The following is a 24,224-nucleotide window of genomic DNA, read 5'->3' as shown; positions in this document are numbered from 1 at the left end:
CATGACAAAGCTCAAACTCGGTCCCCTGGCCGACGACAAGCCGGTGAAGGTGGCCATAGAGCTTCCCGCCCAGCTTCACCGCGACCTCACTGCTTATGCCGAGATCCTCTCTCGTGTAACTGGCCAATCCGTCTCCGATCCAGCAAAGCTAATCGTTCCTATGCTGGAACGCTTCATCGCGACGGATCGCGCCTTCGTAAAGCTCCGGCGTCATACTACTTAGATCGGAAGGTATCCAACGATCGATAAGCACGCGACAAACGATCGTGACATTTTCCTGGCCATGCTGAGGAGGCGTCGTAGAGCTGGATTATCATTCCTCCTGGACCACACCGCGCTGAACGGAAGGATGTCGTTGAGGATTGGACGGTAGGTGATACCGGGCATCTGAGCAGCAACCATCGCTTCGCTGACGATCGTCAAACCCTGCCCGATCGCCACAAGAGACAGGAGATTGTCTCGACCTACATATTGCGCTTGAATATCTGGATGATAGCCAAGAGTTGCCAACCGCCGTACCAGATAATCCCGTATCTCTGGGCCAGGGGCCGCATCGCTTACTACAAACGATTCGAATACCAAATCAGGCCATTCTAAACTCTCTCGTCCTGAAAGGTTATGGCCGACCGGCAACACTGCAAAAACACGCTCCGACCAGAAATGAGTGGTCTCGCACTCAGGCCAATCCTGAGTGCCGGTAAGAAAAGCGACGTCCATCTCGAACTTGCGGATAGCGGTTACGTGTTGCTCGGGGTGGCCTTCGACGAACTCTATTTTAACTTTGGCGTGGCTTTTGTCGTAGGCACTGACCAGTTCGGCCAGGAATCCCGATGCGATCGACGAGAATATTCCTATCCTCAGCCGCCCATTCTCCGCACGCCCGATATTACCCAAATCTTCGACGCTCTGCCGAATGAACCTAAGCACTCTGCGTGCTTGAGGCAGAAATCGTTCTCCCGCAAACGTGAGAGTAATGCCAAAATTATGACGGTGGAATAGTGACGTCCCTATATGATCTTCCAGATCACGGACGCACCTGCTGATGGTTGATTCCTGTATTTCTAACGATTTACCCGCCTTTCGAAAACTCCCTTGCTCCGCTGATGCAACAAAGTAACGCAAATGACGGATTTCAATCCAAGATTCATAGATTTTTCTAGCTTTATTGACCATGTATCCTATTTATAGGTGAGTGGAGCGGCGATGGATTTTTTAATACTATTCCAAGCAATCGTTTCTTATGACATTTTGATGTAGTCGCCTGGCGCGTCTGCAAGCGGCGTAATGACCGTGCTGGCGTTCAAGTGTCGCGCGGATGCGTCGCGCGCTTGAGACCTCTCGGCCATCCAATCCGCCCATTCCGGCCACCAAGATCCTGGCTTGACGGGCGTATTCTCCACCCAATCGTCGGGAGAGACATAGGTATCGCCGCGCGCTCGCCTACTGACCTGATACTGGCGCCGCGGGCGGCCCGGCTCACTGACGATTCCTGCATTGTGACCTCCATTCGTCAGAGCGAAGGTGACCTCCGTCGCTGTGAGAAGATGCAGTTTGTAGACAGAGCGCCATGGCGCAACGTGATCGGTGGTTGTGCCGACGCAGAATATCGGGAGGTTGATATCCCCAAGCGAAATAGGCTTGCCCCCCACCTGATATCGGCCGGATGCCAGGTCGTTCTGCAGGTAGAGACGACGAAGATATTGTGAATGCATCTTCGCGGGCAGACGTGTGCCGTCGGCATTCCAGGCCATCAGATCGTTCATCGGTCTGCGGTCACCCAAGAGATACTCATTGATGATGCGCGACCAAAACAGGTCGTACGAGCGTAGCAACTGGAAGGCCGCCGTCATCTGCTCGGCATGCAGGTAGCCGACTTCGGCCATCTGCGCTTCGAGGAGCGCGATCTGGCTTTCGTCGATGAGCAGACCGAGCTCGCCTGGCTCGCTGAAATCCGTCTGGGCTGCGAGCAGGCTCACGGATGCCAGCCTGTCGTCGAGGTCGCGGGCCATGGCGGCCGCAGCGATGGAAAGCAGCGTACCGCCGAGGCAATAGCCAGCCGCATGCACTCTGGCGCCGGCCGCAATCGTGTTGACTGTGGAGAGCGCAGCGTGGAAACCAAGGTCGAGATACTCGGCCATGCCCATGTCGCGGTCGCCGGGATCCGGGTTTTTCCAGGAGATGCAGAAGACGGTGAAACCCTGATCGACAAGGTAGCGGATCAGGGAATTGTGGGGCGACAGATCAAGAATGTAGTATTTCATGATCCATGCAGGAACGATCAGGATCGGTTCCGGATGGACCACTTCCGTGGTGGGCTCGTACTGGATGAGCTCGATCAGCCGGTTCCTGAACACGACCTTGCCCGGCGTGGCGGCGACGTCCTTTCCTACGACAAAATTCTCCGTCCCGGCCGGGGGCTGATTGGCCATTCGGCGCGCGATGTCGTCGAACAGGTTGGAGAGGCCACGCGCCAGATTGGCTCCGTTTTCATCGAGGCTTTTCCTGATGACGACTGGATTAAGCATCGCGAGATTACTGGGCGAAAGCATCTCCATCCACTGCTCCACACCGAAGGCGACGAGACGCTGATGATGCGGGTCAACGCCCCAGACATCGCGCGTGGCCTCTCCCCACCAGCGACGTTGCATTTCGAAGGACTGTCCGAACAGGTTGAACGGCCATTGGCCCCATGAGGGGTCGGCGAACCGCCGGTCCGACAAAGGTGGCAAGGCGCCAGCACTCTGACCATCGTCACTCTGGGAAAGTCCTGCCTTGATGATGGTCTGGATTCGCTCCAGTTGATCAAGCGCCAATCGCGAGAGTTCGGCGCGCTTACCCGGACTTGTCGCGAGATGGCTTGCCCAGTCCATCCACGCGAGCAAGGGCGATTCCGGTGAAATCGAAGACCATGCACGCGACCACGCTGCGTGCGCCTCTTCGTCCAGTTCCTTGCTCGATTTTTCTTCTTTTCTTGATTCCATCTCAGTCACTTCCACCCGCCGCGACCATCGGCGGGCCCGGCAAACATTTCGGTTCCTAGTTAGTTGAGGCCGCCCGAAGCTCGGGTCACGTCCTCTGGGGGCGTCCACGCCTCGGAGGAGATTTCGCTTCAGATGTGCCGGCGGCCGGCGCTTGCGTCGCCTGGGGGGACGGCGCGGCAGGTTCCGAACCCGTCACTGGCGGCGTTTCGGCCTCAACCGCTTTTGCCTGCCGGGCTTTCTCCGCTGCGCGCCCGAACATCTCCGTCACCTGCGCAAGGGCCGCATTGCCCGCATCCGGGAGCGTGTCGCCGCCAGCGTGCGCCAGTTCCGAGATGATCATTGCGACCCTGTCGATCTCGTCGGCGTCCGACCCTTCGAGCAGCGCAGGGAGCGCTTCGATGGTCGCATCGCCCTTATAGGCAAGCAGCAGGGCCTGTTCGCGCACGAGCCGCCGGAAGAAGCCGGGATCGAAACCGGAATGAGCACCGTCGTTCCAGAACCGGGCAGCGTGGTGGTAGAGACGTTCGTCGATGCTGCCCTGGTGATGGAGGACATGGAACAGGGCGCGAAGGGAGGCCTCCAGCAGCCCGCCCTTGTGCAACTGGTCGTCCAAGCGGGCGACCATCTGCCGGACCATCTCGCGGTGCTCGGGGGTATCACCTGGATGGGGCCGGGCCGGACGCGCGTCGTCCATCGTCTGTCCGGCGAGAGCCTTCAGTCCCGGCGAGCCGTACAGGACATCGAACCACATCGCGTAGATCTGGTCCCGGTGGTCGCGATATCGATCCAAGAAATGCTCGACTGCACGCGACAGGTCCTGCTGCATGACGAGGAACGGATTGTCGGAAGGCACCGGCTGACGGTTCTGGCGAACCTCGCTGGCGAGCTCGCTCACGGTGCTCGCCAGCGGATGGTCGCTCGACCATAGTTCGAACGATGCCCGCAGCGGATGAAGCGCCTGCAGCCATCGGGCGGAGTAGGACGTCGAGAAGGCCCGTATCCAGGGCTGCAGCGTGTTGCGGTAGAGAGCCAGGTTGATGTCGGAGACCCGGGCGGCCGCGGCGAAGCGGCAGTCCGATTCCGGATCCGGACGGACAATGTCGCGAACTTCCCCGATGCTGCTGCGCCTGACCGACATCAGGTGGGAGTCGGCGAAGTCGCGGACGTCCTGGGGCGTGGCGTCGACCGTCGCCCGATAGATGCCCGCGGGGAAGAGGTCGATCTGGTCGATCATGCTCGCGAACTTGCGGTGCTCCTTCTTGCCGACGCTGCTGGAGACGAAGATGCCGAGATGGCCGATGCTGTCATGCGTGGTGTAGAGGATGGTCTGGTCGTGGCTGAGCACCTCGTCGTCATCGCGATAAAGGTCGGTGATCCAGCCCAGGGCCTGCGCAGGCGGGGTGATGTTGTCGCCGTATGAGCAGAAGACGACGATCGGCGAGCGGATGTTGCGCAGGTCGATGCGCAAGCCGTCGGAGGTCATGAGTTGCGCGGTCGAGAGCTTGTTGCCGATGAACAGGTTGTCGACGATGTACTGCATCTCGACGTCGTTGAGGAAGACGTAGCCGCCCCAGTATTTCTCGAAACCGATATAGCGCTCGGCCTCGGTGTCGGCGCTTGCGTAGACGTTGTACTGCTTCGACCAGAGCGTGTTGGCGGGATCGAGGTTCTCGAAGTTCTGCACGAGCCATGCGCCGTCGAATCGGCCGGCGCCTATGTCGCCGGTCAGCGCGGTCAGCCAGCTCCCACCGAGCAGGCCGCCGGCATAGCGCATCGGATTGTTGCCCGCCCAGTAGGACAGCGGCGTGCCGGCTACGATCAGCGGCCCGAACAGGTCTGGCCAGACCGCCGCCGCCATCAGCAATTGCCAGCCGGCCTGACAATTACCGATCACCGCCGGCTTGCCCTTGCTTCCGGGATGCAACCCGCCGACTCGCTCGACGAAGGCCGAGAAGGTGCGCATGACATCCTCGATGGTCTGGCCGGGAACGGGATCGGGCAGGAAGCCCACGAAGTAGCACGGGTGACCAGCCTTGATCGCGGCGCCGATCTCGCTGTCGGGCTTAAAGCCGCCGATGCCGGGCCCATGCCCGGCGCGCGGGTCGATTACGATGAACGGGCGCCGCGTCTCGTCGGCCTTCTGGCCGCCGGACGGTACGATCCGCACGAGCGCATAGTTGGTCGGTCGCGGCAGGTCCGCCCCCGACATGACGGATTCGAAGGGGAAGTTGAGGACGCCGGGACTGCCGTCCCGCAGCTTGTCGCGATACTGGTCGCCCACCTGTCTCTCAATATCCGCATACAGGATCGAGCGCTGCCATGCATCGATCCCATAGGCATAGGCCGCTTGCAGCAGCGCCAAAGGATCGCCATGCAAATCCGACCATTGCGTTTTTGAGGTTGTTGGCTCGGACATGGGTTTCCTCCGATGCATCGCCATTTGACAAGGACAGGACGAAGGCTCGCGCCTCAACCTGACGGTTCAGTTCGCCTCCAGCGCCAGAGCCACGCCCTGTCCACCACCGATGCACAGCGTCGCCAGACCTTTCCGCGCGCCACGTCGTTGCATCTCATGAATGAGCGTCACAAGGATGCGCGCCCCCGAGGCGCCGATGGGATGCCCGAGCGCGATCGCGCCGCCGTTGACGTTGACCTTCGAAGTATCCCAGCCGAGCTCCTTGTTCACAGCCAGCGCCTGTGCCGCGAAAGCCTCGTTGGCCTCGATGAGATCGAGATCGCCGATGGTCCAGCCGGCCCGCTTGAGCGTGCGCTGCGTGGCGCTGACCGGGCCAATGCCCATGATGGCGGGATCTACGCCGGCGCTGGAATATCCTCTGATCCAACCCAGCACGGGCAGCCCGAGGGTCTTCGCCTTGGCCGCGCTGGCGAGTACGAGCAGGGCGGCGCCGTCGTTGATCGTCGAGGCATTGCCAGCGGTCACCGTGCCGTCCTTCCTAAAGGGCGGCTTGAGCTTGGCGAGTCCTTCTGCCGTCGTGTCCGCGCGCGGTTGCTCGTCGGTGTCGAAAACGACCGGGTCACCCCTGCGCTGTGGAATGGTGATCGGTGTGATCTCGTCGCGGAAACGGCCGGAAGCGCTCGCGGTGACGGCCTTGTTCTGCGAGGCGGCGGCAAACGCATCCTGATCCTCACGCGTGATCGAATAGCGCTCCGCGAGGTTCTCGGCCGTGATGCCCATGTGACAATCGTTGAAGGCGTCCCAGAGACCGTCCCGGATCAGGCTGTCCTCGATCTGTGCATGGCCGAGCCGAAGTCCCGTGCGGGCCCTGGGCAGCAGATAGGGGGCAAGCGACATGTTCTCCTGGCCGCCGGCCAGAACGAGATCGGCGTCCCGGGCGCGGATCGCCTGAGCCGCAAGATGGACCGCCTTCAGGCCCGAGCCGCAGACCTTGTTCAACGTGAGTGCCGGCACCGCATGGGGGAGGCCGGCCTTGAGGGCGGCCTGGCGCGCCGGATTCTGTCCGCCTCCGGCCGAAACGACCTGCCCGAGAATGACCTCATCGATTTCTTCGGGGGCGATTCCCGTCTCCTCGAGCACGCTGCGGATCAGCGCGGCACCGAGATCGGAGGCCGGCAGGTTGGCAAGGCTGCCCTGGAAGGCACCGATGCCGGTCCGTGTTGCTGCCAGTACGGCGACGTCCTTCGTCATTCTCAACTCCTTAAGTCGCCGGCACGCACGGGACGACGCGGGACCTTTCGCCCCGTGCGTGCCGGCGCGGCGTCAGTACATGTGCTGGCCGCCGTTCATCGCGATGTTGCTGCCGGTCATGTAGGCGGCGGCGTCACTTGCGATGAAGGCGACGAGCGCCGCGATTTCGTCGGGTTCACCGAGGCGCCCGACCGGGATGGCGCCGACGATCTTGGCGAGAACATCCTCGGGGACCGCTGTCACCATCTTGGTGGCGAGATAGCCGGGCGAGACCGTGTTGACGGTAATTCCCTTCCTGGCAACTTCCTGAGCCAACGCCTTGGTGAAGCCATGGATACCTGCCTTCGCGGCAGAGTAGTTAGTTTGCCCGAACTGGCCTTTGCTCCCGTTGATCGATGAGATGTTGATGATCCGCCCCCAGCCGCGTTCGAGCATACCGTCGATGAGAGGCTTGGTGACGTTGAACAGCGAGTCGAGATTGACCCGCAGGACCGCGTCCCAGTTTTCCTTCTCGAGCTTGCGGAACGTGGCGTCGCGGGTGATGCCCGCGTTGTTGACGAGAATGTCGACCCGATGGCCGTCGGTGCCGATGCGCTCGGCCATGCGCAGACATGACTTGAAATCGGCGACATTCACGTCGTAGGAAACGAAACTGTAGCCTTTGGCTTTCTCGGCGGATAGCCATTCGCGGGCGGAACCCTCGTCGCGTGCATGGGTCACGAGCACCTTGTGGCCTGCGTCGTGTAGAGCCCGGGCGATTGCCTCGCCCAGGCCTCCCATGCCACCGGTCACCAAAGCAGTCCTTGGTTCAGTCGACATCGTTCACGCGCCAGCGGATTTTTCAGAAGTCTTCACGCCCGGAACAGGCCAGAGGTTGGCCCACTGCTTGAAGATGTCCCGGATCGGTTGCGCCGAACCCACGCCGCCCACAGTCTCGCTGACAGCTTTCTGCCAGGTTTCGATCGCCTCCTGGAGGCCACTGGTGAACGCCGCCTGATTGCTGATCGCCACTTGGGTAAGCTCTTGCGTATCTCCGACACGCTGCTGTAACTGCCGCCAGAACGATTCGCCTGGCAGTGTCGCGAGGCTTTGCCAGTTCTCGGCTTTGCGAAGGCCTTCGATCTCGGCCTTGACCTCGGCGATGCCTTCGGCGCTCGCCTGGGAAGCAACATCGACCCACCGCTTGCCGCCCTCCTGGAGGAGGCGGTTGATCTGAATCTGCAATTCAAGGTTGGCTTTGTGCAATTTAAGGGGCACGACGTCGACACTCATGGAAACCTTCCTTCGGTTTTGATTTGCCCGGGGGCGGGATTTTAGACCATCGCTTCGATCGCCCGGCGGAGTCGCTTGCATCTCGCATCGGCGAAGCCGAAAATGGGATGCTGCGGCGAGGCATGTGGGACGAGCTGCCGCGTGATCTTTTGGCTGGACCTGTATTTGGCTCCCAGCAAACCTGCTTTTTGTCGAGATCGTGACAGAAATCTGCGGCTGGCATGTACCAGTCCGGATGAGGGAATGCCCACAAGCTCCTCCAAACGGGCCAGAGACAGACCTAAGTCTGCAGCGCTAAGGGTAGCGAGCCGGGAACAAAAGTTCTATATTTAATTAAGCCCATAAGACTTGTATTACTCGCCGTAGTTCGGAATATGTTTCAATATTAATCGCCTTGATGCTCATGCATGACTCCAGATTCTAAGAACAACTTTAAACTATAGTTACGATCAATTAGATGCCGTTCTTTATCATCGGTAGATGACGACTCAATCATCAGCTGATGACAGTGCGCGAACCATATGTAAATCGGGTTCGGCTTGTCAATAGCGTTCAAAACAATGACCGCTTGCGCATCGGGCGCCGTCGATCCGGGATCGCGGATCGAGGCGGATCAACGAACATTTCGGCGGAGTTAACAGGGTAATCCGTCGACCCGTTACGTTTGACACCAGCTACGACCTCCTACGAGCTTGATCGCGGCGAGGCGGTTTTGTGCGTGCCTGTCGTGCTTGGTTGCGATTCGTCCAAAGCTTTTGATGCGATTGGAAAAGCGCTCGACGAGATCTCGCTGGCGGTAGCGCGGTGCGAGAGGGCATAGGTGACCTTGCTGTTTGCCTTGAGGGGGAAAACGAAATCAGCAAAGGAGGACATTCAGATCGTCAGAATCGTGGAAACTGAAGACGTCCGTCGGGTTAAATCACCATAGTTTCAGCGGCCCTGCATCAGTTTATCACGAGTTATCGATGCTCCGCGCCAATGGGTCTTCGGCTATTTCTCAGGCTAGCGGGGACCTCTGTTCATCAGCGCCGCCGCCGAGATGATTTCCAGCCTCTTTCTGGCGACCGGGAAGGCTGCTCTCAGGGAATGAAACCTAAGGGGCATTGGTGCGAAGGAGGGACCGACTAACCGCCTCCGAACAACCGATCCTGTTGATTTCGACGCCGGAGCGCGATGCAAATATCAGGTGACATACCCGCAGCATCAGCTATCGTCATCAGTCGTTGACCATTGGGTGTTAGAAATATACCGTGCGGTCAGTCGTTCACTCGCGAGTTGTATCGCCAGTGATATTTGCGCAGATCGCTTCCAGTTCTTAAGTCCCAACACGATCTCGCGCTTAGCAACGTGGATGCAACAAGGAACATTATGTCGCTTGATACCAGAAAATTATCGCTAATCGATCGCTACTGGCGTGCGGCCAATTATTTATCCGTTGGCCAGATTTATCTGATGGACAATCCGTTACTCCGCGAACCGCTGAAACCGGAGCATGTCAAACCGCGCCTCCTTGGGCATTGGGGAACGACCCCGGGGCTCAACTTCATCTATGCGCATTTGAATCGGATCATCACCGAGCGCGACGCGGACATCCTCTATGTCTGCGGGCCTGGGCACGGTGGCCCCGGCATGGTTGCGAATACCTGGCTGGAAGGCGTCTATTCCGAAACCTATCCCGAGATAGGTGATGATGAGCCCGGAATGAGACGGCTGTTCAAGCAATTCTCATTTCCAGGCGGCGTTCCGAGCCACGTTGCGCCGGAGACGCCAGGCTCGATCCATGAAGGCGGTGAGCTGGGTTATGCGCTGGTTCATGCCTACGGCGCCGCGCTAGACAATCCCGATTTGGTGGTGGCTTGCGTGGTAGGCGACGGCGAGGCAGAAACCGGACCGCTCGCGGCCGCATGGCATTCTAACAAATTTGTCAATCCGGCCCGTGACGGAATGGTTCTGCCCATCCTGCACCTCAACGGCTACAAGATCGCCAACCCCACCGTTCTTGCGCGGCTTTCCGACGACGAGTTGCAGCATCTTTTCATCGGCTACGGCTATGAGCCGTTCTTTGTCGAGGGTAGCGAGCCCGCTGAAATGCACCAGCAGATGGCCGGAGTGTTCGACACTGTCTTCGATCGGCTCGCTGCGATCCGAGGGAAGGCATCCTCGTCATCGGTGCGCCCGCAGTGGCCTATGATCATTCTGCGCAGCCCCAAGGGCTGGACAGGACCTAAGGTCGTGGACGGCAAGATGGTGGAGAACCACTGGCGCTCTCATCAAGTGCCGGTCGCGAATTGCCGCGAGGACGAAGGACACCGCGCTATCCTCGAGGAATGGCTGCGGAGCTACGGCCCGGAGGACTTGTTCGATGAAAGGGGCGCACTGAAGGCAGAGCTCAAGGCCTTGGCACCCAAGGGTCCGCGGCGCATGGGCGCCAATCCGCATGCCAACGGCGGCCTTCTGCGCAAGGAACTGCGTACACCCGACTTCCGCAGCTATGCCGTGGAGGTCGGCCGGCCCGGCGCGGCGGAAGCGCAGGCGACGAAAGTTCTCGGCGATTATCTACGCGACGTCCTACGGCTCAACGATGACGAGCGGAACTTCCGTGTGTTCGGGCCGGACGAGACGGCTTCCAACCGGCTCGGCAGCGTGTTCGAAGCGACGGACCGGGTCTGGATGGCCGAAACGCTCGAAACTGACGATCATCTGTCGCCCGACGGGCGCGTTATGGAAGTACTGTCCGAGCATCTGTGCCAGGGATGGCTTGAAGGCTACCTGCTCACTGGCCGCCATGGGTTCTTCTCTTGCTACGAGGCGTTCATCCACATTGTGGACTCCATGTTCAGCCAGCACGCCAAATGGCTGAAGGTTTCGCGCGAACTGGAATGGCGCAAGCCGATCTCCTCGCTAAACTATCTTCTGACTTCTCATGTATGGCGGCAGGATCATAACGGGTTCAGCCATCAGGATCCCGGCTTCATCGATCTCGTTGCAAACAAAAGCGCCGACATCGTCCGCGTCTATCTGCCCCCGGATGCGAATACCCTGTTGTGGGTCGGCGATCATTGCCTCAAGACGTGGGATCGGGTGAATGTCATTGTCGCTGGCAAACAGCCCGCGCCTCAATGGTTGACCATGACGGAGGCCGAGCAGCACTGCGAGGCGGGCCTTGGAATATGGGACTGGGCTGGAACCGAGGACGGATTGGAGCCAGACATCGTGATGGCCTGCGCCGGCGACGTGCCGACCATGGAAACGCTCGCCGCTGTCGACCTCTTGCGGCAGGCTCTGCCACATCTGCGCATCCGAGTCGTGAACGTCGTGGACCTGATGGCGCTGCAATCGCCGCAACACCACCCGCATGGTATTTCTAACGAGAAGTTCGACAGCATCTTCACACGCGACCGACCGGTGGTCTTTGCGTATCACGGCTATTCTTACCTTATCCATCGCCTTGTCTACAAACGCGCCAACCATCCAAATTTCCATGTGCGCGGCTTTATCGAAGAGGGGACCACGACGACGCCCTTCGATATGGCCGTCCTCAACGAGTTGGACCGGTTTCATCTGGCCATCGAGGCGATCGAGCGTCTTCCCGTCCTGAAGGAGAAGGGAGCGGAGATCGTTGCAGCACTCCAGGAGAAGCTCGTCCTGCACAAGGCGTATGTGTATGAACATGGAGAAGATATGCCCGAAATCCGGGACTGGACGTGGCCTTAACGCTGACGAAATCATCTCAGGAACCGGAGAATGCTGATACTGTTCGGTGCCTTACCTTGCATCGCTTCCAAGCCGGGGCGGATCATTCGTGTAGCCACTTGTGCGGCTTGATGACAGGTCGTCACCTGTCTCGATGACATTCTTCCCCACTCGGATGGGCTAAAACGCTCCTTGTGGGCATGAGGTCGATGTCTCCCCAGCAGGCCCGCTGATCAATTGGTTGGTGCCTGCCTGGAAACGAGACATGGAGAGATCACAGAAGGGACTGCTGAATGAAGGGCGACGGAAATCCCTGCGGTCGCGCCCCGCAGACACCGGATGACTACTCGCTCCGCGTCGCGGAGGAAGTCGTAGACAAACTCGCCAGTGACGCCCAGCGCGGTCTGACAAGAACGGAAGCAGCACGCCGGCTGGCAGAAAATGGTCCCAACGAACTGCGTGCGGTGCCGCCGATTCCTATCTGGCAGCGCCTGCTTTCCCAGTTCCGGGATCCACTCGTGTATCTGCTGCTCGGAGCAATTATTATCGCCCTCGCGGCATGGGCTATTGACGGGCATGCGGGCTGGCCTATCGACGCAGTCGTGATAGCCATGGTGGTCCTGGCGAATGCAGCTCTTGGCTTCGTGCAGGAAACAAGAGCTGCTGATGCCGTGGCCGCGCTGGCGCGAATGACCGCCGTTACCTCCTCCGTTCTGAGGGACGGCGAGCGAATCCGCATTCCCTGCGCCGAGCTTGTGCCGGGCGACATCCTGCTGCTTGAGGAGGGTGACGCCGTCGGAGCCGATGCAAGGTTGCTTAGCGCAGCAAGCCTTCGCGTGCAGGAAGCCTCGCTCACCGGCGAAAGCGAGGCCATCCTCAAGGATGCAGCCATTCTGCATCATCCTGCCCCGCTGGCCGAGCGTTTCTGCATGGTGTTCAAAGGGACCGCGGTGGTTCAGGGAACTGGTCGTGCAATTGTCACCGGAACCGCAATGCGGACCGAAATCGGCACCATTGCGCAGATGCTGGACGCCAGCAAGGAGGAAACGACACCCTTGCAGAAGGAGGTCGCCCGGGTCGGCCGCGCGCTCGGGATTGCCGTTGTCGCCATCGCCATCGTCGTGGTCGCGACAGTGCTTTTGGTTTCCGACATCCACGGCCCTTCCGACGTAATTTCCGTTTTGCTGATGGGCGTTTCGCTGGCCGTCGCCGCAGTCCCGGAAGGCCTCCCCGCCATATTGTCCCTGGTGCTCGCGCTTGGCGTCCAACGCATGGCGGGACGAAAAGCCGTGGTCAAGACGCTCTCGTCGGTCGAGACGCTCGGCTCGGCTTCCGTCATCTGTTCGGACAAGACAGGAACGCTGACCCGATCCGAAATGACGGTCGAGCGCATCGTAACGGCGTCCGGCAGCAGCCGTGTCACTGGCGTCGGGTATGCGCCTGTCGGCAATCTGGAAGTTGAGGGCGGTGGAGGTTTCAAGGGGCCTCTGCGCGCCGAGCAGATCGTGGTTCTGAGCGGCGGCAGTCTGGCTGGCAATGCTGCCCTGCGCCAGGCGGAGAACGGAGTCTGGGAAATTCAGGGCGATCCCACTGAGGCCGCTTTTCTGGTTGCCGAGCGTAAGCTCGAAATTGACGACCGCCGCAGGCGACGCTTCGAACGCATCAACGAAATTCCGTTCAGTTCAGACCGCAAGATGATGTCGACCATCGAGATCGACCATGAGCATGGCAGCGAGCGGATTCTCGTTACCAAGGGAGCACCGGATGTTCTGATGGCTCGTTGTACGCATGTACGGATCGGTATGGATGTCGTTCCATTCGACGCCGGACAGCGCGCGCATGCCGCCGCCGAAGTTGAACGGCTCTCCGACGACGCCTTGCGCACTCTGTCGGTCGCCTATCGGCCGCTGGCCGATGGCGAAGACACGGAGGAGGGCGAAGACCTTGAACATGATCTGATCTTTGTCGGCACGGTCGGGATCATCGATCCGCCTCGGCAAGAAGCGGCCGTCGCCATATCGAAAGCCCGCCGGGCCGGAATACGCGTGATGATGATCACCGGCGACCATCCGCGTACGGCATCGCGCATAGCCGCTTTGCTTGGCATCGTCGATCGCGGCGCGAAGGCTTTGACCGGGGCCGATCTCGACGCAATGGACGATGCCGCGTTCGCGGCGGCAGTTCGCACGATTTCGGTCTATGCCCGCGTCGCTCCCGTGCACAAGCTGCGCATCGTCGATGCTCTGCAGGCCGATGGCAATGTCGTGGCGATGACGGGCGACGGCGTCAACGACGCGCCGGCGTTGAAGGCGGCGGATATCGGCATCGCAATGGGAATCAACGGGACGGAAGTTACCAAGGAAGCGGCCAATATGGTGCTGGCCGACGACAATTTCGCCACGATCGTCGACGCCGTGCAGGAAGGACGCGGAATCTTCGACAATATACGCAAATTCCTGCGCTATCTCTTGTCTTCCAATATGGGCGAGGTGCTGACCGTCTTCCTCGGCGTCATCGGAGCGGGCATGATAGGATTGGCTGACGCCGGCGGTGGCGAACTGGTTCTTCCGCTGCTGGCAACTCAAATCCTTTGGATCAATCTGATCACGGACTCCGGCCCTGCTCTTGCCATGGGTATCGATCCGGAAACGGACGACGTGATGGCGCGACCGCCTCGCAAATCCAACGAGCACGCAATCGACGCGCAAATGTGGCGGAGCGTTATCGCGCTCGGCCTGGTGATGGCGCTGGCAGCGCTTCTGACCATGGATTTCTATCTGCCCGGCGGGCTCATCGAAGGGTCTCAGAGCCTGGAACGAGCACGCACGGCGGGGTTCACCGTGTTGGTTTTCTCCCAACTGTTCAATTGCTTCAGCGCCCGATCAGAATCCAGCAGCGCGTTCAGCTATTTGTTCGCGAACAGGTGGCTTTGGGCGGCGGTCGGCTTGTCTGTTGTCCTGCAGATAGCAGTCGTCAATGTGAGCTTTCTCAACGCCGCGTTCGGAACGGTGCCTTTGTCACTTGATCAATGGTTGCTCTGCCTTGCGATGAGCAGCAGCGTCCTTTGGTTCAGCGAAATCCGGAAGTGGATCACCCGACGTTACAACAAGAAGCGGGACTTCGTTGCCGCCTGAGACAGCCGGTGGCACTAGGGCATCTTCGATAGAGAAACTAATGATCGTAACAGGCTTCGCATGACGCCCCGATAGCTCGCGTTCCACCCCCTGACGGTCCACGGCGAGGAATCCACATGACTATAAGCCCTTGCCGGATATCCAACGGCTCCTTGGGCTCGGCTTCTCACTATCGAAACCGTGCCCGCGGAGCACGACGTGGATCTTCTCAGGTTCGATGCCTGCGGTATGCTTCAAAGATGAGCATGGCTAGGAACGATCATGATGTCACACTGGACCTCATGGAGAATATTGCCTGCCACACTGTCGATAAACAGGTTCAGGATCGTGCTCCTGCTTTCTGTGCCGGCAATCACCAGATCAATATCGTTATCGTCGACATATTCAGCCAGTTGCCCCGCTGGATCGCCCTCCAGCGTGACGACTTGAACCTGGCAAGCTCCGCCTGTCATCAGAGATTGATCCAGGGTGTCTCTGGCTCGTTGGGCGATATCTTTTGAGAACTGGTGACTATAAGCCTCTTTGTTCTCGACCCAGTTCTTGAACGGAGGATCGAATGCATGGAACAGAATAAGGGTTTCAGGTCGGAAGAACCTGACAGTGGTTTCGAGCACGGCAGACGCAGCCGGGGAAACATCTGTCGCTACGACAATCCGGTCGCCTGTATCGACCGACTTCTTTTTCACCACAAGCACGGGCAGTCCGCTCTCTCGCAATAGAGACGTCGTCGTGCTGCCCAATAAGGACCGACCATCGGTTTCGTTGCGCGATATTCCCGTGACGATCAGATCAGCTTTATCCCATAAAGCGATCTCCTTGATCTCGACGAGTGGACGGCCTCGTCTGACGACGACGGCGCTTATGAGCCCATCAATACCTGTAAGCTCTTCACGCAGGCGTATAGCGTTGCGCGAAACGGCGCGCGGAACAGAGCTCATCTCAGGCTGCTCAAGGAAGTCGTCTTCGTCTTCGATCACATGAACCACCGTCAGACGCGCCTGCCACTGAAGAGCCAACTGAATGGCGCGCTCCTGTGACCTGTCGCAACGGGCCGAGAAATCCGTTGCGAAAAGTATATGTCTCGGGGGGCATGTTCTCCATGCCGTCCTCACCTTCAGTTCGCGGAGCGCTCGGTCGTCAGCTATCAATGGGAGGGACGCCCGTAGGCATGCCCTGTTCGGCAGAACGAATGTGCGAAGGCCGAAATATGATATCCGGCCGGTCTTCGACTGAAACGAAGCCCTCCGAGGCGTGGAGCCATTCCTGTATCATCAAGTCGATGACTTCCTTGCGCGGAAGGGCGAGGATCTCCGCCACAGCGTCGACCGCCATGGCAAGGTCGTGGTCGAAGGTGACCTCGCCGGTATTCCATGCGTGAGCGGCAGCAATGAACAAGGCTTCCCGCATTTCCCGCGGCACGACCAGTGCGACCGCCTGGTCAAGCCCAGCTATCGCAGTTTCAGAATCCAGCACATCTCACTCCTCAGTAATGCAGAACACGGCCGTACGCATATATTGTGCGACGCAAACGCAAGAGCGGGCCTGTCGAAACGCCGCCAATGAATACTTGCGATATCAGCTCGCTTGATTGATCGCCTGAAGCGTCACCAACGTGCCTTGCCGCCCTTCCAGAATCCCGCGCGCATCTTCAAGCCGGCCTATTCCAGCAATCCCGCCCGCGTTCGCAAAATCGCACGCCGCTTCGACTTTCGGTCGCATGGACCCGGCCGCGAACACGTCGCTGGTCAACTCGGCAGGCGTTACTTTGCGGATCGGCCGCCTATCGACCGTTCCCCACCCCTCATAAACAGCGTCCACGTCGGTCAGCATCAGGAAAGCGTCGGCCCCGAGCGCCTTGGCGAGAAGCCCGGCTGCTCTGTCCTTGTCGATCACCGCTTCCAGTCCCCGAAGCGTCCCATCGGCTTCGCGCATGACCGGGATACCTCCACCGCCGGCGCAGATGACAGTGACGCCAGCCTCGACAAGGAGCCTGATCGTCTCGATCTGGGTAATATGCTGAGGTAGTGGTGACGGGACGACCCGGCGCCAGCGGCCCTGCGCTTCTTCTACCACAGGCCAGCCATGTGCCTCTTTCGCCTTTAGCGCCTCGTTCTGCGTGTAGACCGGACCTATCGGCTTTTCCGCGCGAGCGAAGGCGGGATCGTCCCGGTCCACCTCTATCTGGGTCAGCAGTGTCGCGATCCTTGAACCCGCAGGCATCGCATTGGTCAGCTCCTGCTCGACCAGATAGCCGATCATGCCGACGCTCTCTGCACCCAGGACATCGAGCGGATAGGGGTCGACGTCTTTGTAGGCCGCCGCCTGTAAGGCGAGGAGACCGACCTGTGGTCCGTTTCCATGGGCGACCACGATGTCATGGTCGCGCGCCAGATCGGCCATCGCTGCGGCCGCCTTGCGAACGTTGGTGCGTTGCGCATCGGCCGTCATTGGCTCGCCGCGCTTGAGGAGCGCATTGCCGCCCAGTGCTATCACGACCCTCATGTCACGACCCCAAGGTTGCGACCAGCAGGGCCTTGATCGTGTGCATTCGGTTTTCCGCCTGGTCGAAGACGATGGACGCTTCGGACTCGAAGACCTCTTCGGTCACTTCCATGCTGTCGATGCCGTATTGCTGGAAGATCTTCTCGCCGACCTCGGTCTCGCGATTGTGGAACGCGGGCAGGCAGTGCATGAATTTCGCATGCGGATTGCCCGTCGCCGCCATGATGCCAGCGGTGACACGATAGGGTGTGAGCAGTTCAATGCGTTCCTTCCAGACCGAGTCCGGCTCCCCCATTGACACCCACACATCGGTGTAGACGAAATCGCAGCCGTTGACGGCCTCGTAAGGATCTTCGGTCAGGGCGATCTTCGCACCGGTCCTGGCTGCGATCTCCTGGCACTGACGCACCAAATGGTCCTCAGGCCAGCAGGCTTTCGGCGCGCCGAGGCGCACATCCATGCCGATCTGCGCGGCGCCTGCCAGCAGCGAGTTGCCCATGTTGTTTCCGGCGTCACCGAGGAAGGCGAAACTTACCTGGGACAGGTGCTTGCGCGTGTATTCCCGCATGGTCAGGAAATCGGCGAGAATCTGCGTCGGATGGAACTCGTCGGTCAGTCCGTTGTAGACCGGAACGCCGGCATAGGCCGCCAAGGTTTCCGCCTGTTCCTGTCCGAAGCCGCGATACTCGATGCCGTCATACATCCGCCCGAGAACGCGGGCGGTATCCTTCATCGACTCCTTCTTGCCGATCTGGGTGCCGGTTGGCCCGAGATAGGTAACGTGGGCGCCCTGGTCATAGGCGGCCACCTCGAAACCCGTGCGTGTGCGCGTCGAATCCTTCTCGAAGATCAGCGCGACGTTCTTGCCTTTCAGGCGTTGCTCCTCGTAGCCGCCATATTTCGCCTGCTTGAGCGAAGCTGACAGTTTGAGCAGGAAACGGATCTCGTCCGGCGTGAAATCGAGCAGCTTCAGGACACTGCGACCTCTCAGGTTAACGGGCATGATAGACCTCCTTTAAACCGGATCCCGGATGAGGGGGCACGTCATGCAATGACCGCCACCCCTGCCGCGGCCGAGTTCGGCGCCCGGCACGGTGATGACCTCTACGCCTGCCTTGCGCAGTTGGGTGTTGGTGTAGGTGTTGCGGTCGTAAGCGACGACGACGCCAGGCTCGAGCGCCACGACGTTGTTGCCGTCATCCCATTGCTCGCGTTCAGCGACATAGGCATCGCCGCCCGTCTCGACCACGCGCAACTGCTTCAGCCCCAGCACCTCGGCCGCGACCTCTACGAGCGGCCGCTCTTCCTTGCGTACATCGATCGTGCCTTCGCGCTCGCCCGGACGAATGGAATAGGGCTCGATCTTGTGGGCGACATCCGCAAACAGCGTCACGAGATCGCGGTCGCAGAAGCTGAAGACGGTGTCGAGGTGCATGGAGGCGCGCTCGATAGGCAGTTTGCAGGCGATCACTCTTTCCGCGCCGCCCTGTGCGAACAGCGACCGCGCGAGCTGACCGACGGCCTGTGGTGTCGTCCGCTCGCCCATGCCCACAAGAACCGTTCCGTTGCCGATCGGCATGACGTCGCCCCCCTCGAGAGTGGCAAGGCCGTGGTCCTTGTCGGGATCGCCCCACCAGACCGGGAAGCCCATGTCGCGGAAATCCGGGTGGAAGCGATAGATGGCGGCGATGTTGACGGTCTCGAGCTTGCGCGCGTTCCAGCGCATCGGATTGAGCGTGACGCCGCCATAGATCCAGCAGGTCGTGTCACGGGTAAAGAGGTGATTGGGAAGCGGCGGCAGGACAAAATCCTCCGGCCGCAGCGTTTCGGCGAGAAGGCCGGCGCTTTTGATCGGTAACTCCGTCTTGCTCAGTCCGCCCAGCAGGATCAGGGAAAGGGCGTCCGCCTCGATCTCCATCAGATGCGCCCTGAGATCATCGGCGAAGCCGACGCCAACCGTGTCGTCATTGACCCGCCGTTCAAGAAGCCATCGGCGAGCCTCGGGAATCTGTAGCGTTTCTACCAGCATCTCGCGCAGAAACACGACCTCGACGCCGCGATGGCGCATGGCGTCCACGAAGGTCAGATGCTCGACGCGGGCCTGCTTGACCCAGATGACGTCGTCGAAGAGCAGTTCGTGGCAATTCGACGGGGTGAGCCGGGCAAGCGCTGCCCCAGGTCGATGGACCAGAACGCGCCGAAGCTTGCCGACCTCGGAATGGACTCCGTAGGCGTGGGGCATGACAATCTCCTTCAGACGATGATGGCGGCGATGCTGAGGCTCGCCATGATGATGACGGTGAGGATCACGAGAAGCGGCCACATGAAGCGCAGCCACCGTTCGTATGGGATGCGACCTATGGCGAGCGCACCCATGACCACGGCGAAGGTCGGATTAATGAGATTCACGATGCCATTCGCCGACTGATAGGCAGTGACCACCAGATCGCGGCCCACGCCGGCAAAATCGGCGACCGGGGCCATGATCGGCATCGACAGGACTGCAAGACCCGACGACGACGGCACGAAGAACGACAGCAGGATCTGAAGCCAGTACATCACGTTGATAAAGGCGACCTTGCCGAGGCCTGCGACCGAACCTTCGGCCCAATGCAGTATGGTGTCGGTAATCTTGCCCTCATCCATGATGACAACGATGCCGCGCGCCAGACCTATGATCAGGGCAACACCGAGAAGGTCGCGTGCTCCGTTAACGAAGGCATCCGTGAAGTTCTTCTCACCCGTTCGCGCAATGACGCCTATGACAATGGCGGAGGCGAGGAAGAGACCGCTCATCTCGCCCATCCACCAGCCGCCCTTGAGCACACCCCAGATCATCACCACGAAGGTGATGCCGAAGACCGCAAGCACGACCTTGTGTACCAGGGTGAAGTCGATCGTCCCCTCGTGATGAGCGCTGAGGAAAAGCTTCTCGTTGTCGGCTTTCATGTCGTAGACGAGCGATTTGCTCGGATCGAGCCGAACCCGTTCCGCATACCGCATGACGTAGGCAACGCAGGCGAGCCAGCTCAGCCCGAGAATGACGACGCGCAAAACCAGCCCTTGCGTGAACGGCACGCCGGCCGCGTCAGAGGCGATAACGGTGGCAAATGCGTTGACCGTGGACCCCAAGACACCAACGCCTGCTCCAAGGAGGATGATGGCGACGGCGGTAACCGCGTCATATCGCGCGGCGATCATAATCGGGATCAGCAGCATATAGAAAGCGAGCGTTTCTTCGGCCATTCCATAGGTGGTGCCGCCGAAGGCAAACAGCGCCATCAGGAACGGGATCATCCACTTTTCCCGTCCCTTGAGCTTGGCCATAGCGCGCTCGATTCCGGCATTTATCGCGCCTGTCGAGGTGACGACCCCGATGAACCCGCCAATCACCAGGACGAAAAGAGCGACATCGATGGCGTTTGCGGTGCCGGCTGCGGGGTCGTAGAACCCGCGGATTGGCGCCATGATGATGTCGACTATCCCCTGCGGCGCCGGCTCAGCGACCGCATAGGTCCCGGCGACGGGCACTTGCTTGTTCAGGGCCGCATTCTGAACACGGTCGTACTGCCCGGCCGGTATGATCCATGTGAGTGCGGCGACTAGAACGATCAAGCCAAAGAGGATGGTGAATGCGGTTGGGAACTGAAAACGTCGTTCCTCCGGTGCTTCAGAAACAGTGCTCATACCCCCTCCCAGGAAATAGTTGACAAGCTAAGCTGGCATCTGACCGCAAGCGAATGCTCCGGAACAGAGAAAGGCTTCTCCATCGAGCCAAAGTGACCATTGCTTATTTTCTAGGCCAGGGAATTGATCTGAGTCAACAGATGATGACTAGTAGAATTCAACGCTATGGCACTTTCCCGAAGGCTGATTCCTGGGCTGTTGTGTTCAACCAAGGCGTCGGTCAACGATCTCGCGCTGCATTGTCTGCTTGCTGACCGAATTCTGGGAAAGGAGCCGCGCTTCGATATCCGGCGCAGTCAGGTAAGGTATACCGGATGCCAAGCGTAGATATCGATCAACATCGGTTTGGGCGAAGACAATATCAAGTCGGTTTGCCGGAGAAGCTCGCACCCGGTATGCCCTCGATGACACATTTCACGGCCCGGAGTTGAAGATCTGTCAAATGTACTCCGGTGACCGCGACCGTCCCGCCGTGCACGTCGATCTTCAGCCTTTCCGGATCAAATCCGAGGTCATTGCGGATACGCGCCGAAGCTGCAAGCCTGATACCTTCGTCTCCACGCGCAATGTGTTCGATACCCGAAAAGGAGGTCGCCTTTAAAAGGTCGCGGCGGCTGACGATCCCGATAACCGCACGGTCGGACGTTACCGGAATACGCTTGATGTTGCGGCTCAGCATCATCTCGGTCACCGTCGCCAAGGAGGTGGTATCAGCTACTGTCACAACTTCCGGGGACATGACATCACCAACGCGCCAGCTGTTGCAATGAATGTAATTTTTAAGATCGTTCTCATCGGTCATCGGATGGTCCTGCCGATCGAGCAAAGACCTTCCGATCTCCTTGCGGGACATCAGATCGCCTTCCGTAATGATCCCAACGAGCTTTCCGTCGCTATCCGTCACCGGCAGACCGCTGACGCCACGCTCCAGCATGACTGAAACAGCGTGACGCACATGAGCATCCACACTGATCGTGGCAACGTCCCGCGTCATGATGTCGGATGTGATCATGTCTAACCCCTTTTCAAAAACCGCAGCGCCAAACTGATCAGGCTGCCTTGCCTGTCATGTCGAGAACCACACGGCCGTCGACGCGGCCGGCTTTCAGCTCCTGAAATATCCGGTTGATGTCCTCAAGCGGCGCCGGCGTGACCTGAGCCTTGATTTTGCCTTCGGCAAAAAAGGCGATGGCCTCGTCAAGATCCCGGCGCGTGCCGACGATTGAGCCCCGCACGGTTATGCGCTTCAGGACGACATCGAAAATAGGGGTCGCGAATTCGCCTGGCGGCAATCCGACCAAAGCAACGGTGCCTTTTCGTCGAACGAGCTGGAGCGCCTGCGAGAACGCCGGAGGCGATACCGCGGTGACGAGCACTCCGTGTGCTCCGCCGCCTGTTGCTTCGAGGGCCTCGGCGATGGCGTCCGGGGACCGCGCGTCAAGCGCCAGATCGGCTCCGGTTCTTCTGGCCAATGTGAGCTTCTCAGACGCCAAATCCAGTGCAACGACCTTCAGTCCCATTGCTTTGGCGTATTGGATGGCTACCTGGCCCAGGCCGCCGATGCCGGAGATTGCGACCCATTGCCCGGGTCGCGCTTCGGTTTCCTTGAGCCCTTTGTAAGTCGTGACCCCGGCGCAGAGAATAGGCGCGACCGCCGCGAAATCAACGTCGTCAGGCAGTCTTGCGGCGAATGCAGCATTGGCAATCGCGTATTCCGCGAAGCCTCCATCGCAGCTGTAGCCCGTATTGTGTTGATGCTTGCAAAGCGTCTCCCAGCCGGTTTCGCAATGTTCGCACCGCATGCAGGCGTCATGGAGCCATGCGATGCCGACGGCATCGCCGATTACAAAGTCCGTGACACCTGGACCGAGTGCCGCGACGGTGCCTGCTACCTCATGGCCGGGAATGAAGGGCAGGGATGGCTTGACCGGCCAGTCGCCGGAGGCGGCATGCAGATCGGTGTGGCACACGCCACAGGCGGCCACTTTCACCAGCAGTTCGCCCGGGCCGGGTACGGGTATCGGAACGTTTTCGATCAACAGTGGCTTTCCGAATTCATGAACAATTGCAGCTTTCATAAGTCCTTGCATGACGACAAACCTCCCGTTCGAATAAATCGCTGCTGTATTTCGATCGATTACCTGGATAAGGCTGCGCGGATCACCGCGGCCTCACTTATTGCAAGAAGGTTCGGAAGCGGCGGAGCGCAAACACAAAGAGCGCCGCGCCGATCAGCACGAGAGCCAGCAGCTGTGGCCAGACCACATCGAGGCCCGCGCCGCGAAACAGGATCGATTGTGCAAGGATCACGAAGTGGGTGTTTGGCGCCGCGAGCATGATGTCCTGAATGATCTGCGGCATGCTTTCGCGCGGTGTGAGGCCGCCCGAAAGGACCTGAAGAGGAAGCAGGACCAGCATCAGCAGCAGGCCGAACTGCGGCATCGAGCCGGCGATGGTGGCAAGGAAAATTCCCATGCATGTGGTGGCGATGAGCTGCAACGCTGCACCCGCCAGAAAAAGGCCGACGGAACCCTGGATCGGCACCTGAAGAACCCCCTGCACGACGAACACGATCGACACGGCGCAGGCAACAAGCACGACCAGCCCCATCGACCATATTTTGCTCAGCATGATCTCTGTCGGCGTCACCGGCATCACGAGAAGATGCTCGATGGTGCCATGCTCGCGTTCACGTATGAGCGCCGCGCCCGTGAGCACGATCGAAAGCATCGTGATCGATGAGATCACATTGGAAATGGCGCCGAACCAACCCTTGTTGAGCTCCTGGTTGAAGCGAGAACGCAGAGCGAGATCCACAGGAACCTCGGTGGTTCCACGGTAGCGGTCGAGATACTCGTTGACTTCGCTGGAAACGATGGACTGGATATAGCCGCCGCCGCTGAAGGCCTGCGACATGCGGGTGGCGTCGACATTGAGCTGGATCGTCGGCGTTCGACCGGCAAGCAGATCACGCTGGAAATTCGGGGGAATGTCGAGGGCGAAGGTGTCGAGCCCCGCATCCATGCGACTGTCCATCTCATGCTGCGATATGATCTTGGGAATGGAAAAATAAGGCGGATAGAACGCGGTCAGGATCCGGGAGGAGACAGGCGACTGGTCCTCGTCGACGACGGCGATGGCTGCCTTGTTGAGCGTCTCGGGCATCGAGGTCGAGGCCGTGTAGATCGACAGGGTGAAGGCATAGAGGATAAGGACGACAAGCATAGGGTCCCGGGCGAGACCGCGTAGCTCCTTGACGCCGAGTTGAAGGATATTGGCCAAGCGCAT

At 59.8% G+C, this 24,224-nt stretch carries 18 protein-coding genes and 1 pseudogene; 3 read left to right on the top strand and 16 right to left on the bottom strand.

Features of this window, described 5'->3' with window-relative positions; genetic code table 11:
• The first annotated feature begins 1 nt into the window (after position 1).
• Positions 2-223: a DUF2274 domain-containing protein gene (locus tag CEV34_RS05645; protein WP_094543411.1), complete on the top strand. Its 222-nt coding sequence runs from the start codon at positions 2-4 to the stop codon at positions 221-223.
• On the opposite strand, the gene CEV34_RS05640 is transcribed toward CEV34_RS05645, so the two are convergent.
• From CEV34_RS05640 to CEV34_RS27285, 7 genes and pseudogenes are all read right to left on the bottom strand, one after another.
• Positions 220-1,173 carry a LysR family transcriptional regulator gene (locus CEV34_RS05640; protein ID WP_094543410.1) on the bottom strand — a complete coding sequence of 318 codons (954 nt, stop codon included), beginning with the start codon at positions 1,171-1,173 and terminating at the stop codon, positions 220-222. The two genes, CEV34_RS05645 and CEV34_RS05640, sit on opposite strands and share 4 nt — an antisense overlap.
• Positions 1,174-1,238: 65 nt before the next feature.
• Positions 1,239-2,981, bottom strand: a complete 1,743-nt coding sequence (locus CEV34_RS05635) for a PHA/PHB synthase family protein (protein ID WP_064332039.1) — start codon at positions 2,979-2,981, stop codon at positions 1,239-1,241.
• An 85-nt stretch (positions 2,982-3,066) separates the two neighbouring features.
• Positions 3,067-5,397 (bottom strand): DUF3141 domain-containing protein, encoded by a 2,331-nt coding sequence (locus tag CEV34_RS05630; protein WP_084438198.1) that lies wholly within the window; start codon positions 5,395-5,397, stop codon positions 3,067-3,069.
• A 66-nt stretch (positions 5,398-5,463) separates the two neighbouring features.
• Positions 5,464-6,648, bottom strand: a complete 1,185-nt coding sequence (locus tag CEV34_RS05625; protein WP_064332041.1) for an acetyl-CoA C-acetyltransferase — start codon at positions 6,646-6,648, stop codon at positions 5,464-5,466.
• 72 nt (positions 6,649-6,720) lie between these two features.
• A complete protein-coding gene (gene phbB / locus CEV34_RS05620) occupies positions 6,721-7,467 on the bottom strand; it encodes an acetoacetyl-CoA reductase (RefSeq protein ID WP_064332042.1) in 747 nt (248 codons plus the stop codon).
• Positions 7,468-7,470: 3 nt separating this feature from the next.
• A complete protein-coding gene (locus CEV34_RS05615; protein ID WP_064332043.1) occupies positions 7,471-7,920 on the bottom strand; it encodes a phasin family protein in 450 nt (149 codons plus the stop codon).
• A 658-nt stretch (positions 7,921-8,578) separates the two neighbouring features.
• Positions 8,579-8,722: pseudogene (locus tag CEV34_RS27285) on the bottom strand (IS5/IS1182 family transposase); the annotation flags it as partial.
• Between the two features lie 566 nt (positions 8,723-9,288).
• Here CEV34_RS27285 and CEV34_RS05605 point away from each other — a divergent pair.
• The gene (locus tag CEV34_RS05605) at positions 9,289-11,634 is read left to right on the top strand and encodes a phosphoketolase family protein (RefSeq protein WP_064332044.1); all 2,346 of its coding nucleotides are present in this window, start codon (positions 9,289-9,291) and stop codon (positions 11,632-11,634) included.
• A gap of 272 nt (positions 11,635-11,906) precedes the next feature.
• Complete coding sequence (locus tag CEV34_RS05600) at positions 11,907-14,747, top strand: cation-translocating P-type ATPase (protein ID WP_064332045.1); 2,841 nt, start codon at positions 11,907-11,909, stop codon at positions 14,745-14,747.
• A 233-nt stretch (positions 14,748-14,980) separates the two neighbouring features.
• Here the strand turns inward: CEV34_RS05600 and CEV34_RS05595 are convergent, their stop codons facing one another.
• From CEV34_RS05595 to CEV34_RS05550, 9 genes are all read right to left on the bottom strand, one after another.
• Positions 14,981-15,859, bottom strand: a complete 879-nt coding sequence (locus tag CEV34_RS05595) for a universal stress protein (RefSeq protein ID WP_234189395.1) — start codon at positions 15,857-15,859, stop codon at positions 14,981-14,983.
• A 25-nt stretch (positions 15,860-15,884) separates the two neighbouring features.
• Positions 15,885-16,220 (bottom strand): hypothetical protein, encoded by a 336-nt coding sequence (locus CEV34_RS05590; RefSeq protein ID WP_064332046.1) that lies wholly within the window; start codon positions 16,218-16,220, stop codon positions 15,885-15,887.
• Positions 16,221-16,322: 102 nt separating this feature from the next.
• Positions 16,323-17,249 (bottom strand): carbamate kinase, encoded by a 927-nt coding sequence (arcC, locus tag CEV34_RS05585; protein ID WP_064332047.1) that lies wholly within the window; start codon positions 17,247-17,249, stop codon positions 16,323-16,325.
• Between the two features lies 1 nt (position 17,250).
• Positions 17,251-18,252 carry an ornithine carbamoyltransferase gene (gene argF, locus CEV34_RS05580; protein WP_009450513.1) on the bottom strand — a complete coding sequence of 334 codons (1,002 nt, stop codon included), beginning with the start codon at positions 18,250-18,252 and terminating at the stop codon, positions 17,251-17,253.
• 12 nt (positions 18,253-18,264) lie between these two features.
• Entirely contained in the window at positions 18,265-19,491 is a 1,227-nt protein-coding gene (gene arcA, locus CEV34_RS05575) for an arginine deiminase (RefSeq protein WP_009450512.1), read from the bottom strand.
• Between the two features lie 11 nt (positions 19,492-19,502).
• Positions 19,503-20,936 carry a YfcC family protein gene (locus tag CEV34_RS05570; RefSeq protein WP_009450511.1) on the bottom strand — a complete coding sequence of 478 codons (1,434 nt, stop codon included), beginning with the start codon at positions 20,934-20,936 and terminating at the stop codon, positions 19,503-19,505.
• Between the two features lie 361 nt (positions 20,937-21,297).
• Positions 21,298-21,948, bottom strand: coding sequence for a CBS domain-containing protein (locus CEV34_RS05560; RefSeq protein ID WP_009450508.1), 651 nt, complete (start codon positions 21,946-21,948; stop codon positions 21,298-21,300).
• A 37-nt stretch (positions 21,949-21,985) separates the two neighbouring features.
• Positions 21,986-23,026 (bottom strand): alcohol dehydrogenase AdhP, encoded by a 1,041-nt coding sequence (gene adhP / locus CEV34_RS05555; RefSeq protein WP_040672457.1) that lies wholly within the window; start codon positions 23,024-23,026, stop codon positions 21,986-21,988.
• 85 nt (positions 23,027-23,111) lie between these two features.
• Positions 23,112-24,224: an ABC transporter permease gene (locus CEV34_RS05550; protein ID WP_009450506.1), complete on the bottom strand. Its 1,113-nt coding sequence runs from the start codon at positions 24,222-24,224 to the stop codon at positions 23,112-23,114.

Source organism: Brucella pseudogrignonensis (assembly GCF_002252525.1).
In the GTDB taxonomy this organism is placed as follows: Bacteria; Pseudomonadota; Alphaproteobacteria; order Rhizobiales; family Rhizobiaceae; genus Brucella; species Brucella pseudogrignonensis.
The sequence above is the reverse complement of the archived record's forward strand: the minus strand, read 5'-3'. Positions and strand labels throughout refer to the sequence as shown.